This is a genomic window from Nocardiopsis sp. TNDT3, assembly GCF_003427465.1.
In the GTDB taxonomy this organism is placed as follows: Bacteria; Actinomycetota; Actinomycetes; order Streptosporangiales; family Streptosporangiaceae; genus Nocardiopsis; species Nocardiopsis dassonvillei.
In genome coordinates this window covers 1-14,063 of sequence record NZ_QPFC01000029.1, presented here as the reverse complement: position 1 = coordinate 14,063, position 14,063 = coordinate 1, and the positions used below count along the sequence as shown (strand labels likewise).

Annotated in this window: 8 protein-coding genes and 1 tRNA gene; 4 read left to right on the top strand and 5 right to left on the bottom strand. The window is 64.9% G+C overall.

What is annotated here, in order from left to right:
- Positions 1–1,696 (top strand): tetratricopeptide repeat protein (locus tag DQW06_RS00775; protein WP_157983315.1); only part of this gene is annotated, 1,696 nt, incomplete at its 5' end.
- Between the two features lie 181 nt (positions 1,697–1,877).
- Here the strand turns inward: DQW06_RS00775 and DQW06_RS00770 are convergent.
- Positions 1,878–6,044: an ATP-binding protein gene (locus DQW06_RS00770; RefSeq protein WP_117197773.1), complete on the bottom strand. Its 4,167-nt coding sequence runs from the start codon at positions 6,042–6,044 to the stop codon at positions 1,878–1,880.
- A 243-nt stretch (positions 6,045–6,287) separates the two neighbouring features.
- Here DQW06_RS00770 and DQW06_RS00765 point away from each other — a divergent pair, with 243 nt between their 5' ends.
- On the top strand, positions 6,288–6,866 hold the full coding sequence (locus tag DQW06_RS00765; RefSeq protein WP_232832928.1) for a hypothetical protein: 579 nt from the start codon (positions 6,288–6,290) through the stop codon (positions 6,864–6,866).
- 343 nt (positions 6,867–7,209) lie between these two features.
- On the opposite strand, the gene DQW06_RS00760 is transcribed toward DQW06_RS00765, so the two are convergent.
- Together DQW06_RS00760 and DQW06_RS00755 are read right to left on the bottom strand one after the other, a co-directional pair.
- Positions 7,210–7,866, bottom strand: coding sequence for a bifunctional 2-polyprenyl-6-hydroxyphenol methylase/3-demethylubiquinol 3-O-methyltransferase UbiG (locus tag DQW06_RS00760; protein WP_117197772.1), 657 nt, complete (start codon positions 7,864–7,866; stop codon positions 7,210–7,212).
- Positions 7,867–8,013: 147 nt separating this feature from the next.
- Positions 8,014–8,469 (bottom strand): hypothetical protein, encoded by a 456-nt coding sequence (locus tag DQW06_RS00755; RefSeq protein ID WP_117197771.1) that lies wholly within the window; start codon positions 8,467–8,469, stop codon positions 8,014–8,016.
- 177 nt (positions 8,470–8,646) lie between these two features.
- Between DQW06_RS00755 and DQW06_RS00750 the strand changes: the two genes are divergently transcribed.
- A complete protein-coding gene (locus tag DQW06_RS00750; protein ID WP_117197770.1) occupies positions 8,647–9,945 on the top strand; it encodes a helix-turn-helix transcriptional regulator in 1,299 nt (432 codons plus the stop codon).
- A 205-nt stretch (positions 9,946–10,150) separates the two neighbouring features.
- Here DQW06_RS00750 and xerC read toward each other — a convergent pair whose 3' ends face one another.
- Entirely contained in the window at positions 10,151–11,314 is a 1,164-nt protein-coding gene (gene xerC, locus DQW06_RS00745; protein WP_198662353.1) for a tyrosine recombinase XerC, read from the bottom strand.
- Positions 11,315–12,072: 758 nt separating this feature from the next.
- On the opposite strand from xerC, the gene DQW06_RS00740 reads away from it, so the two are divergent.
- Positions 12,073–13,143 carry a site-specific integrase gene (locus DQW06_RS00740; protein ID WP_157983314.1) on the top strand — a complete coding sequence of 357 codons (1,071 nt, stop codon included), beginning with the start codon at positions 12,073–12,075 and terminating at the stop codon, positions 13,141–13,143.
- 700 nt (positions 13,144–13,843) lie between these two features.
- On the opposite strand, the gene DQW06_RS00735 is transcribed toward DQW06_RS00740, so the two are convergent.
- Positions 13,844–13,932 (bottom strand) — tRNA-Ser (locus DQW06_RS00735).
- Positions 13,933–14,063: the final 131 nt, after the last annotated feature.

The window sequence follows — 14,063 nt, the reverse complement described above, 5'->3', positions numbered from 1 at the left end:
GGTGGCCACCAGCCGCGAAGGTCTGCACTCCTTGGCCGGAGCCCACCACTTGGGCTTGGACGTGCTCGCTCCCGAGGCTGCAGTCGCACTGTTGGTCTCCGACCTATCCGGCCACACCCCCGAAGATCCGCGCGTTGACAATGAGGCAGAACTAGGCAGGTTAGCTGCGCTGTGCGGATGGCTGCCGTTAGCGTTGGAAATCGCCGCCGCCTACCTCAAACGCAATCCTCAACTGATCCCGGAGCGGCTGGCTAACCGATTGGAGAACGCCGCTTCCCGGGTAGACAAGCTCAAAGACCCCGACCGCGGCACCGGGCAGACCCGGGTGCTGCGGGCGGTCTTCGACACCTCTCTGGCCTACCTCGACCAGAGTGTGGCCAAGGTGTTTCTGCTCGTGGCCGCCGCACCGGGCCCCACCCTGTCCACCACTGCAGCCGCAGTCCTGACCGACCTGCCTGCCGATGAGGCCGAAGAGGCACTGGAGGAGTTGGCAGCCGCGCACCTGCTCACCCAACCCGCACCCGGACGATGGGGAGCCCACGACCTGCTTGCCGACTACGCTCGCCACCACCCTCACCCACCCCAAGACCGACACCAGTCCATCGTCAGACTGCTAGACCACTACATGGCCGCTACTGCCGTCTCAGACGACCATCTGCGGACACTGCCTAGACAGCCGATCTCTAGCTTCTTTCCCGGTCCGGAGGCGGCACTGGGATGGCTGGACACCGAGCGTGCCACCTTGGTGGCCGCAGCTATGGCTGCCCCTGCTCTTGGACACACAGAGGCCGCCATTCACCTGCCGCTGAACCTGAGCTACTACCTGGGCCGGAGACGCCGCTTCGAGGATGCAGAACAGGTCTTGCGCTCTGCCCAAAGAGCTGCCCACACGATCGGTAACGCTCACGCCGAAGCGACAGCGCAGACTAACCTCGGCACAATTCTGATGCAGACGCGGCGATTCGACGACGCCATCATCGTCCATACCCGCGCACGCGAGGCCTTTTATCAGACTGGCGACACCCTCAGCGAAGCGATGGCATGGAACAACCTCGGCGCGGTGCTGGCCGAGGTGCGTCAGTTCCAGAAGGCGATCGAGGCCCACCTCTGCGCACGTAATCTGTATCAGCAGGTGGGTGATACTTACGGCCAGGCTCAGGCGTGGAACAACCTCGGCACGGTGCAGGCCCAAGCGCTCCAGTTGGAAGAGGCGATTGAGGCCCACACCCGCGCATGCGACCTGTATCAGCAAGTGGGCAATGCCCACGGTGAAGCACTGGTGCGGACTAACCTCGGAGCGACATTGAGGCAAATGCGCCGGTTCAAGGAAGCGGTTGAGGTCCTTGATCTCGCATGTCAGGCGTTCCATCAGGCCGGTGACACCCACAGCGAAGCGATGGCATGGAATAACTTGGGGTTGGCACTTCGGCAAGTGGGTCGGTTCGATAAAGCCATCAATGCGCATACCCGTGCATGTATCTTGCACCGGCAGGTCGGGGATACTCACGCAGAAGCACAAGCGTGGGGCGGCCTCGGCGTAGCATTGTTGAAGGCGGGGCGGCGAACTGGTGCGGCCGAAGCGGCACAGCGGGCAGTGAAACTATTCGAATCCGCTGGAGACCATTACCGGTCATCTCATTCCCGGGTGCTGCTCGCGTTGATCCAGCAAGAACCCGGCGACGACGCCCCAGCCTGAGCGGATGACGCCGCGGTGATCACACCGCCCAACAAGATTGACCCGCACAAACAGTGGGACCTGGGCCTGTTATGTCTCAGTTGGCGACTTTCGGTGATGATCCAGCGGGAATCGGTCTTGAATGGGCGCTACTCGGATATGCGAACCTGTCGGCCTCGACCTCCTTTGCCTTTGCAGACCTTCACTCATTGCGTGCGGGGACGCGATTCCAACCCGGCGCGGAGAGCTGAGTGTCGGAGCCGGGAGTCCAGGCGTGTACCTGGGAGCGGGAGAGCCGCCCAGGGTGGCTATGACCCCAGCTCATACTGCGGTAGACGTCCTTGCCGGTGTTCTCGATCCAGATGAGGGACTTCTGTTCGGTGATGAGCCACTGCTGGAGCCAGTCGGCGTCAATGAGGAGTTCGTTCTGACCAACGTTGACGGTGTGCCGGAGGACGGCGATGAGTTTGCCGGTGGTGTCAGTCCAGCCGTTGCGGCCGTTCCAGCGCAGGGTGCCGGGAGCAGGGCCAAAGAACGTGGGGGCGGGTGCGTCAAGGGAGATGGTCTCGTGGTCTCCGGGGGCGTACTCGTACTCGCCGAGGATGTCCCAGGAGGCAGGCTGGGTGGTCACGCTGAGCGGTTCGTGCCACTCATGGCTAACGACGTGCATGGTTGCGCCATGGTGGTGACCGTAGGGGAACTCGCCGACGTATCCGTCGTGGGTGCGTGGGGAGTTGGAGATGGCGTGGCCGAGGAGGTCGAATCCTTCGAGTTCGGCCAGGGCTGCCGCCAGGTCGGTGGTGTTGACGAGGTGGGAGTAGAGGTGAGTCCAAATTCCGCGGGTGTGATCGGAATTGTCGGTAGTGTCTTTCCAGTCATAGTAGCCAGACAACACGATGAATGGGTGGTTGTCGTGCTCGGCATCGGTGACGTTGATGGTGGGCAGGTCGGTGTCGTCGGCTACCCACTGGGCGTCGGTTTTGTCGGCGGTTCCTGCCCAGTTGTAGGTCGGCACCCAGAGTCGGGGCTTGTTGTTGGCGGGTTCGAACTCGATGATGGTCGGGTCGATCTGGCGGGAGAGGGTGGTGGCAGGACCGGGAACTGAAGGGGGCGGCGGGTCCCAGGCGCTAGGGGTCTTAGGGGCGTGGTCTGAGACGTGACCGATGAGCCGGTTGAGGGCGATCCACTGGTACTTCTTGCCGATGCGCTCAATCCACGTGGGCTTGCTGCGGCCGCCACCGTACTCGCCCATGACGTACCCATCGAACGGTGCGTGCCATTCCGTGCGGTACCCGAGGCGAATGACTTCGGCGACGACCCATCGCGCTGCGGCCGGGACGTCAACGCCGGGCCGGTCCCGCAGATCGTACTCGAGCTTGTACTGGTAGAAGTCGTCGTCGGTAGCGGAGTGTACGAGCTTGGGGTAGTCGGTGCTCTCGTACGGTGTGATGTCGTCTTTGGTGGGCCAGACCAGCGGCCAAGCGCTGATGTACGGCGGCCGGAATTGATTGACCGTTACACCCGCAGGCAGAGCTGAACGGTCGGCTGCGGCTTCAAGGATGCTCCTGGCCACATCCCGGACGGCGACGTTCGGGGTGAGGTCTGCGGAGCTGGCGAAGAAACTGTTCCACACGACCTCAGACGCAGCCGTCCAGTCCGCGGTACTGCCGTTCATCAACAGTGTGGAGTAGGCGACCTCAAGGGCCCGTTCGACAACCCACTCGTCGTTCACGACGGTGAACCGTTCCAGGAGCCCAGCCGCTTGGCCGGGGTGGCGGGCGAGGAGTCGTGCAGCGGCGATCGTGGCAGGTTCACGGACGCGGCGGTCGGTGGCGCTGGTAGTCCATAGCAGCGCGGTGATCCACAGACGGGTGGTGTCCTCACCGACTTGGTCCAAGGACTTCTCGCGCGCCCACCGGATGAGGCGGTCGACGGCGCCACCGGTGCCGTGGGTGATGTGCAGCCACCCCGGGAGGAACTGGTCACGGCCGCCCATCTCGAACCGCGTGAGGAACCTGTGGAGAAAATCGGCGTTCAGCGGGTGGTCGGGGCGGGCTGTGAGCCGAAACAGTATGTTCAGGCTGGCGTCGAAGGTAGACCGGCGATGAAGCGCGTCAATGATGATGTCGCCGGTTTCGTCGGTGAGGGAGGACGTTGAGCGCCAGCCGGTGCCGGCGATGACAGCGGCAGCGAGGGCGTCGCCATCACCGATCTCGGTGCGGAACTCGGTTAGTTCGAGCCCGAAGCGTTCGGCAACGACCACGGAGGTCGCTTCGAGGATGCCGACGTCGATGGTGTCGCCGATCCCGATGAGGTGCCCGAGCCGTCCCGCGAATCGGTCGCGGACGCCGGTTGAGTCGGTCACGTCCTTGAGTGCGTCGGACACGATGAGGTGGTGGCCGATACGTTCGAACGTGATGGCGATGATGTTGGCGCCGTATGGGCTGCCATCGGGGATGACGTCCTCTTCGAGGAGTCCCTGCGCGATGAGTGCGTCCAGGAGCGACTTCTCGGCGCTGACGTCTGACCAGATCGAGGTCAGCACAGTTTGCGCATCAGGGCGGGCGAGCGGCTTCCCTCCCCGATTAGCGATGGTAGAGGCGAGGATATGCATGGCCCGGTGAACGACCTGATCGGAGGGGGAGGCGTCGATGCGGTCGCTGATGATGGTGTTCGCGTTGTCGAGGACCATCTTGGTGAGCTCGTTGAGGCCCATGCTGGCCTGATCGAGCGAGAGGCGGCTGTTGGCCTGGAACGCTTCGCATACCAGGCGCAGGTACAACGGGTTGTCGAACTCGCCATGGATGGGTGGCGACGTCGGCGGCTCGAGGGAGTAGAACGCGGCGTATTCGCTGACTGCTTCGAACTCCACGTTCTCGAACCCGGTGTGCTCGAAGCGTGGGAGGGTGAGGCCGGGCGGAAGGACCTGGGCGACGTAGTGGGTACGGGCGGTCAGCAGCAGCCGGACGTGCGGATACCTGCCGAGGATGCTGATGAGCCGGTCGAGATTGTCGCGCCACAGGGAGCGTGGACGGGTGTCGTTGAGAGCGTCGATGACGAGCAGCGCCGGGGCTCCGACGGCGCGGGCGCTCTCGTTGAGGAGTGCGATGGTCTCCTCACTGGTCAGGTCAGATGGCATCTGGAGAACGTCGCGCAGATGGGCGAGCGGTTCGTGGTCGTTGAACCACCGGCCGTGCATCATGACGCTGGGCCGGCCTTTGGCCAAGCGGCGGACGACGGCGTCGATGGCGAGGTAGGTCTTGCCGATGCCCGCTGGGCCTGTCATGAGGGCAATTTGAGCGTCAGTAAGCCTGCCGACGGGGCTGATGAGGAGCTCAGTTGCTTCGGCGAGCTTTTCCCCGAGTTTCCGGAGCGCGTCAACGGCTGCGGCAGGGAATCGAACCATGTACTCGCGCTGGAACTGCCGCCAGCCTTGGCTGTCCCAGTTCCCGTGCCGGGCATCCATGGCTTCGACCTCCAGGGTTTCCTGCGCTCGGATGGTGGTCGAAGCCGCGTCAAGCGCCTGAGCAAGGTCATCGAGCCCGTCGGCGCCACGGGAGGTGTGCCACGCGCTGAGCGCGTTCGTGGCTGTGGACGCTGCGGCGCGTGCCACGTCCAGGTCAGCGGCCAGCACTTCTTTTTTCGCGTACCGGAGCTGTTCAGCGACCTTGGAGACTTGGTCGACCTGCTCGAGAACGACCTGCCACCACTCGTCGTCAGAGCAGAGCGCAGCGATGGATCGGGCCGCGGGCACCTCGACGTTGAGCTCCGGCATATATCGCGGGCGGGCCGCGTCGACCGCTTCCTGCCTCCGGTCCTTCCACCACTGGCCGCTCAAAACATCGACATCGAACCAGTACCGGCGCTGGGTACCGGAGGCATCGAGCCGGTTCAGGCGCGTGACGATGTTCGTCTCCCACTCGAAGTCGAACTCGACTGTCATGTTGCGCTCGTCGGCCATCTTCCGCCAGCCTTCGAGCCAGCCGCCGGGGTCGTTGATCTTCTCCAGGAGAGACTTTCTGCGGCCACCGGTTGGCCCGGTCGGGTCGGTGGGGATCGCGATCGTGTACGTGGTCAGCTTCGGGTGTTGGTCTAGTGCTGCCTTGACGGACTTGTCGAGCTGGGCCTTGTCCACGGCGTCGTGGGTTGTCCAGTACTTGGCCTGCCAGCCGTGCTCGGTGTTGTCCGCGAGGGTCCAGTAGCATTCGACGCCGCCGTCTCCGCCGGCCCCGTGGAGGGACACGAACGTCGCACCGGACTCTGGGGGCTCCTGAGCGACCTGCTGGCAGATGAACTGCTCGTACCCGTCGCGCTGCCCGCCCGGGCCGAGCGAGCGGATGCGCTTGAAGTCGATGTCGGGGATGTTCACGGGGGTCCTTCACCGAGTACGGGCTCTGCGTCACGCCTGAACCGCAAACGCTATCCGGTCCCGCTGCAGGCGTCACTGCTGGCGCCGTTTCTGGTTGCACTTCGCACGCACAGCTGCGGAGGAGAGCGAGCCGCGCAGCAATGAGGAACCTTGCGAGACCTGACAGAGCGTGTGTTAGCCCGAGTTATCCACAGGAGAAAACTAATCCGGCCGCACAACGGGGAAGGCTGCGACTCTAGGGCCATGCAGCCTTGGGTCGCCTACGCCGACGAGTCCTTCCTCGAACACGACCACCACGGGTACTACGTGGTGGCCACCGCCGTGGTCGACCCCCTCCGCCTGGAAGAGGCACGCCAGGCCATGCTTGACCTGCGTGGCGCCCGCAGCGTCGGCAAGACCCACTGGACCCAGATGGAAGCCCTTGAGCGCAAGCACGCCTGCAGCGCCGTCGCCGCTATCGAGGGCATGCACATCGTCGCGGTCGGGGCCCCGGTCCCGCCCCGCCGCCAGGAACGCGCCCGTTCCCGTTGCTTGGAGCACCTGGTCCCCGAGCTCCACGGGTACGGTGTGCGGACCCTGGTCATGGAGGCTCGCACCCCGGCCTTGAACAAGCGTGACGTCCACACCGTCATCACAGCCCGCTACGCCCTGCCCAAGGGCACACGGTTCGCCATTGAGCACATCCCCGGTGCCCAGGAGCCGTTGTTGTGGATGGCTGACGTCCTGGCTGGAGCCGTCCGGGCCAGCAGGGAAGGGGAACACACCTATCGCTGCATCCTGGCTGAACGGATCTATGAGATCGACGTCGACACCAGCTGGTGACACAGGGCCCAGACAGACGCCGAGCCAGGTTCCCGGTCTGCCCCGGGCCGCCTGGCTCTACTTCTGAGCCTCCACGAGGCCCAGCACGGCAATTTTATGCGGTGGCAGATACGGCTGCAACGGTGAACAAGCAGGCCCCAGGGGCCACGGGTTGGGCGCTCAGGCGGGCTTGCTGCCCACCAGAGTCGTCTTTGCGGCCTGGTGGTCGTTGCCCGCTGGCGCGAGAACCTTCCGGCCACCCCTCGGGCCACCACTGTTGTGGTCCGTGACCGCACTGCGGACATCGCACAAAGCGCGGGGCAGGCGAGGTCTTTACGCCTGGCCCGCTATCGCGCACCACGCGTTAGAGGCTCTTGTGCGCCACGGCGATGAGGGTGCCGACATGGTCTGCCTCGGGAGCGGGCTCCACCCACACTCGCGCGTGCTCAAAGCCCGCGGAGCGGAGAAGCTCCTGCCATTCGTGGGGCTGGGCGGCCCACTGGTGCAGCCATACCCGCCGCCCGCGGAACCCGCCCCCGTACATGCCCTGCGGCCCCTGTGAGCCCGGCACCGGTTCGGCGTGGGAGAACACCAACCGGCCGCCCGGCACCAGCCGGTCATGGACCATCGGCAGTAGCACACCAGGGTCGGTGAACCACACCGCGCCCCACACCGAGTAGATCGCTTCCCACTGCTGCTCGGTGCCGGCCAGGAAGTCGCACACATCGCCCTGGTGGAAGAGAGCCCCCAAGGGTTCCCACCGCTCGCGTGCCTGCTCAACTTGGACGGGTGAGATGTCGATGCCTTCGGCCTTGACCCCGGCACGAACCAGCGCGGCGACCTCGACCCCACGACCACACCCCAGCTCCAACGCCGTGGCCGGGCCCTGGAGCAGTTCGCTCCCAGGCCCGTGGTCGTCCCACTGCGTCCACCCGAAGGCCCCGTCCAGGGCGGTGTCAGCGGTGACGCCGCTGGCGTAGCGGTCCCAGTACTCGGGCACGGTGGAGGTCGGGTTGGCCATGGGATAGGTCCCCTGCGGTCTGGGTGAGAAGGACCCGGCTCACGCTAGCGCGGCCGGGCTCCCAAGCGCAGGGGAACACGTGCAGGGCCACCACACCGACCGTGAAGACTCACCTGTGGTGTGGCAGCCCCGGCTGGGGTCGGGGAGCTAGTGGCAGTTGCTTCCCGGGTGGCACGGTGAGCACTTGGCCGCGTCCCGGTCCCACAGCGGCCAGTCGATCGCGAACCCGTTCGCCTCGATCACGCGGGCGGTACGCTCCACCGTTCCGTCGTACTTGAACGCGATCTCGGGCACGTGCTCCAGGAACCGGCCCTGGAAGTGGGTAGCGCAGAACTCGCGGTAGTTCACCGTGTCCAGGATGAACCCGTGCACGGCGATGTCCACCAGCGGACCGCAGCCGATCTGCAAGCCCTGCCCCCACTTCTCCATCGCGGTGATCAGGTACGCCACGGCCTGACCGAAGCACCGCTGGGCCATCACCGTGTCCCAGGGGTAGTCACGAGTGAGCAGCAGGACCTGGCGCTCCCACACCCCAGGGGCAACGAACGTGCGGGGGTCACGGGCCGTGGACAGCGCGGCCACGGTCTCAACAGATGCGGTCATGGGTCACCTCTTGCGTCGTGCGCCCCGCGGCGCATCCGTGGGGCCCTGATCCCAGGAAACGATCGCCCTGCTGAGCCAATCAATGCGCGCCTGGCAAGGCGACATTGACCCACGAGGCAATCTTGCGCCGAGCCCTGGACGGGTAAGGTCCTTGACCCGACCTGCAGGAGTTTCGAGGTGAAGGTCAGCCGCGCCACGCGCGCCCAGCTCGCCCGCGAGGCCTCACGCATCCGCGCCGACCAGCAAAGACACGGCGCCACCATCCCCGCCATCACCGACCAGATCACCCGCCACCTGCCCATCACCCCCTTGGAGGCCTGGCGGCTGGCCTACGGGTGGTCACGCCGCCACGTGGTTGAGGCCATCTGCGACCTCTACCTCAACGACGGACTCGCCCCACCAGGGCTGACCACCGCCATGCTGTGCCGCTGGGAACACGGCCAAGCACGCCCCGGCCTTGACTACCTCCATGACCTGGCACGCGTGTACGGCGTCCCCACAACACGGTTGGGTGTTGCTCTGCCCAGACAAGGCCGCGGTTGGTACGGTCACCCCATACCGCAGCCGCGACAGGAGCACCACATGCCCCCCGAGTACCCCGAGCTGACGGCCATCGCCGACAGCATCGCCCTGCACGGCCAGGACAGCACCGGGGACCTCGCCCAACACGCACTGCACTTCTACGAGCAGCGCTACAGCGACTTTCCACCACGGGTACTGGCGGCCGAGGTCTCCCGCTGTCGAGCCCTGCTGATGGGCAGCACCGACACCGACATCCAACGCGTGCTGGGATGGATGTCGGCCCTGCTGGGCAACCTCGCCCACCACACCCAGGACCCCACCGGAGCCCTGATCCACCTGGGCACCGCCGCTCGCATGGGCGAGCACGTGGGCGACACCGCCCTGACCACCTGGGCCCTGGGCGCCCAATCCATGGTCGTCATGGCCCAACACCGCCCGACCCAAGCCCTCGAACTGGCCGAGCAAGCCGCACAGGTGGCGAGCACACCGCTGCGCTCAGCGCAGATCAACGCCTGGTGCCGGCTGCGCCCCCTGGCCGCCCTCGGCCACACCGATGAGCTCCTCGCGCACATCGCCCAGGCCCAGCGCGAAATGGACCGTGCAGAGGATGTGCCCGGCCGGTTCGGGTTCGACCGGGCCGAGTTCGAGCTGCACCTGGCCGAAGCATTCCTGGCACTGAACCCGACCAGGGCAGTGGAGCACGCTCAAACCTCAGCGGCCCTCAAACGCTCAGGCTCGCCCGGATGGGCCGCAGCCGTGACCGTGCACGCACGAGCCCTGGCCGCTCAGCATCACGGACACGACGCGGCTTCGTTGGGCGAAAGCGTGCTGGACGCTGTCCCCACGGGGTCGCTACGAGCCACCACACGACAACGACTGCGATCCCTCGTAGCCGACCTGGATTCCGTCCCGGCTGGCCTCGCCTTGGCAGAGCGGGTCTCCTGCCTCGACTGAACCCCCTACCGAAAGCCCTCAGGCGGGCCGGACACGGACACAACCACCACACCCGAATCCAGTACCAGAGCCAGGTTCGACAATCCCACGGCACAAGCGGCGATGAAGGGCGCAACCCCCTGCGGCCGAGGCGGCGCGCCCACGTACGCCACGCCTCATCCTGGTACGGGCCGCCCCGCCCGCCACGTATCGCTAGGGGAGGAGTTCAGGCAGGTTCACGGCCCAGGAGAGTACAGACTGCTTCCGCGGCCTGATGGTCGTCGTAGGGCATCACGTTCGTGTAGACGTCAGCGGTGAAGGCATAGCTGCTGTGCCCCAGCGTCTCGGAGATGATCTTCATTTGCGCACCCGTGGCCAGAGTGAGACTCGCGGCGCAGTGCCGAAGGTCATGGAACCGGATCGGCGGCAGACCAGCCTCGTCCGCCAGGTGCAGGAAGCGCTCCCGCAGGGTGTAGCGGCTGACCCGCTTGCCCCACGGATCAGTGAAGACCAACCCACTGTGCGTCCACAGCACACCGCTCTGCTCACGCTCGCGCTGTTGGACATGGCGCCAATGGCGCAGGGCCACGACGTTGGCCTGCCCCAGATGAATGGTGCGGCGGCTGCGCTCGGTCTTCGTGCCTTGGATGGTCACAGAACCCGGCGCGTTGAGGTCGACGTCGGGCCACCGCAGCCCCAACAGCTCACCACACCGAGGGCCGCGGCTCATCGCCAGCTGATACAACGCGAAGTAGCGCTCACCCTCCTCCGCCAGGTGACGCAAGAAGGCCACGCACTGCTCGGTGGTCCACACCATGACCTTGGCCGGCTTGTGTCCGGTCTCTCGCCAGGCATCGACCCGCGCCTGGGTCCACACCATCGGCCGCTCCTTCACCACCGGCGGCAAACCGGTGTAGGTGGCCGGGTTGTTGACGATCACCCCCTTCTCGCACGCGTCCGTCAGCACCGAGCTGATGACCGCGTTCACCTTGTGGATGCGTTTGGCGCTCAAGGGGTACTGCCAAGTGCCCCGGAGCCTGCGTGCGCCGCGGTGGATCCTGGTCGGAGCCAAACGTTCGGTGATGGCGGGGACCAGGTCGTTGGCCACTATGTTCTGAGCGCCCAGGACCAGATAGAGGGCCTGCAGGTGCGGGGGCAGCACCTTGACGAGCTTCAGCTCGCCCAGTGCCGGGATGAGCAGGTGGTTGATGATGCGTTCGTAGTCCTCGAACGAGGTCTTGACCATCCTGGGCTTGTTGCGGACCAGCCAGTCCTGGAAGTACTCGGCCACGGTGACCTTGTAGGCGCAGGGGAGGCCGCCCAGGCTGGTACGCAGGATCTCGGACCGAACCGCTGCCTCGGCCTCGGCGCGGGTACGGAAGGGCCCCACCCTGGGCTGGTTGCGCTTGCCGTCCAGGCTGGGTGCGCTGTAGCGCCCATACCACTGGGCATGCCCGGGCCGCTTGGACTTCGGACACTCCCCTTTCCGATAGGGCTTCTTCGTCTGCGGGTTCCGGCAAAAACACGTTCGAAAAAAGCTCCCGTTGATGGTGCAACCTCCAGCAAAGGGGAGTGATGTGCCGGTCCTATTATTCCCCCCATTCAAGCAATGCAACATTCCTCTGCGGCAATCTTAAAAGCAGCCCCCTTTGTTGCAATTGGCCTGAAATGTACCCCAGAGTGAAAACGATTTCCTGGATGGCGCCCCACCCTTGAAGCCCGACTCCCTCAGGGGAGGCAGACATCCCCGGCTCCACCGGCTCAGAGTCCAACGACCCGACGGCGAGCACACAGCGAAGCGTCGAGCGCACCCGACGCGGAGCACATACCCGCACATACCGCGTCTGCCATAATCGCCACCGAAGCGGCAACCCAACGCCCACACACGAAAACGGAGGACACCAAGTGCGCGGTAGCGTCAAACGTCTCTGCTGGTGCAGGAACCCCGACACAAAGCGCCCCTACCGGCAGGGCCAGTGCCCCAAGTGGGCCAACCCCGCACACGGCAAGTGGTACGCACGCTATAGCCAGCCCATAGAAAAGGGAGAGCGCTGCCAGGGACGGCTGGGCCCCTTCGACACCCAAAAGCAGGCCCGAGCAGCGGTCACAGCCGCTATCGCCCGGACCAGGATCGGACTGGTACCCCACGTGCCCTACCAGACCGTCTCCGAGCACGTTCAGGGATGGCTGGAGCTCCGCAAACCCGGCTGGACGGTCAGTACCTACAAGGACTACGAGACCGTTTGGCGCCTGTTCATCGCACCAGCCCTCGGAAAGATCAAACTCACCGACCTCACCTGCCACCACCTCAACCACCTCTACACGGCCATGGGCACCAAGCCCAACGCCGAGCTGGATCCCTACGAGCGCAAGCTCAGGCGGCGCCTTCAAGCGGCACGGGGAAAAACCACAGCCAAGGTGGTCTGGAGCCCATCCAGCCCGGGGCGCATCCACAAGGTGCACGCGGTCATCAGGTCTGCTCTGACCCAAGCCTGCAAGACCGGACTCCTTAACCACAACCCCGCCCGATTCGTGTCCCTGCCGCGGCTGTCCTACCAACGCGCTCTGGTATGGACCCCGGAGAACATCAACTTCTGGCACCGTACCGGAAAAAAGCCTTCCGCTGTTATGACCTGGACCGAGGAACAGGCAGGACGTTTCCTTGACCAGATCGCACAAACAGAAGACCGAGACATCTCCCTGTTCCATCTAGCGCTGACCCGCGGACCCCGATGCCAGGAGATACTCAACCTCAAATGGAACGACATGGTCCTGGAAGGCTCGGGAAAGGTCGCCATCCACGGAACCAAAACTCCGCGCAGTCAGCGCACCATCAGTTTGGGTGAACCGAACGTTGAACTACTGAAGAAATGGCGCCAAGCTCAAAAGCGCGAGCATGAAATGTCCGGAAGGCAGTGGACGGGAACGGAGCATGTTTTCACTCGCAAGGACGGAAAGAAAATCACTCGCCAACAGCTCTGGAAGAAGCTAGGGGATCTGGCCCAAGAAGCAGGATTGCCCCCGATCAGAATCCATGACCTTCGGCACTGCGCGGCGAGCCTTTCCCTTGCTGCCGGAACCGAAATGAAGGTGATCTCGGAAACGCTTGGGCACCGGAACTACAAGTACACCGCCGACACCTACGTTCATGTAATGCCTAAGCACGATGAGATGGCTGCTGAAGCGGTAATCAGTTTTATTCCTCGCCGCGCAGCCTGACGCTCGGCCGGGCTCTTCCCTCAAGGGCTGAGGGCCAACCTCCTCTGTCGAGCCCGAAGTAACTATCAGTGTGCAGTCGAGACGCCTGACCAACCAGTCATAGCCCTCTCGATCTGCCTCGGCGCCGGCCCAGCCGCTCGACGTTCCAGGCCGGGCTACACGGTCAGCAACTTACGCCTGGGCGGTATTGGCGCAGGCGTTCTCAGCCATGCCCTTCGGTGTCGACCGTAGTCTGCACACCCGTCAAGGGCCGCACCAGGTACTGGACGTTATCGCAGGTCATGGCGTGGTGGAACCACATGTCCGCCCTTTGCGTGGCCTTGGAGACGGTAGAACACCTCGATCGATCACAAGGTTGTTCCGCGCCACGTGGTCGGGTGCTTGAAGTGCCAAGAGTCTTCGTGTGCAGAGACCGAAAAGCGCTCACTCAAAGTGACAGGATCTGCTCTCGTCTGATGTAGAAGGCCCGGATTCGACCCGAAATGAGGCCCTGGAGAGCTGACGGCACCGCATGCCTTTGGCGACGCCTCTCGGTCCCAAGCTGCCTGCGGAGCCATCCTCGCAGGTCAGTGGCCAAGGTGGCGAGCCGTGGGTGGCCAGCGTGCGTGGCTGGCACGGATCCTGTGCCAACTACCCCCTGAACATGAAGCGACCTGGGGCTTCTCTCACTTCCGTGATGCGAGAAGCCCCAGGTCAGAGGCGGAGGATCGGGGATTTGAACCCCGGATGGGCGTAAACCCAAACCGCATTAGCAGTGCGGCGCCATAGACCTGACTAGGCGAATCCTCCTGGCTGGGACAAGCCTACAGACACCACGGACGGTTGCGCAAAACGAAGGCCCCGCCGCGCCCCCGTGACCGGTGGAGGCGGTGCCGGGGAGGGCGCCGCACTGCTGATGCGGTTAGGGGCCGGGCGGGTCC

What these genes read in the sequence shown, in the direction of transcription:
- DQW06_RS00760 (WP_117197772.1), bottom strand. Translation starts at nt 7,866, where the DNA reads ATGGCCAACCCGACCTCCACCGTGCCCGAGTACTGGGACCGCTACGCC.
- DQW06_RS00765 (WP_232832928.1), top strand. Translation starts at nt 6,288, where the DNA reads ATGCAGCCTTGGGTCGCCTACGCCGACGAGTCCTTCCTCGAACACGAC.
- DQW06_RS00755 (WP_117197771.1), bottom strand. Translation starts at nt 8,469, where the DNA reads ATGACCGCATCTGTTGAGACCGTGGCCGCGCTGTCCACGGCCCGTGAC.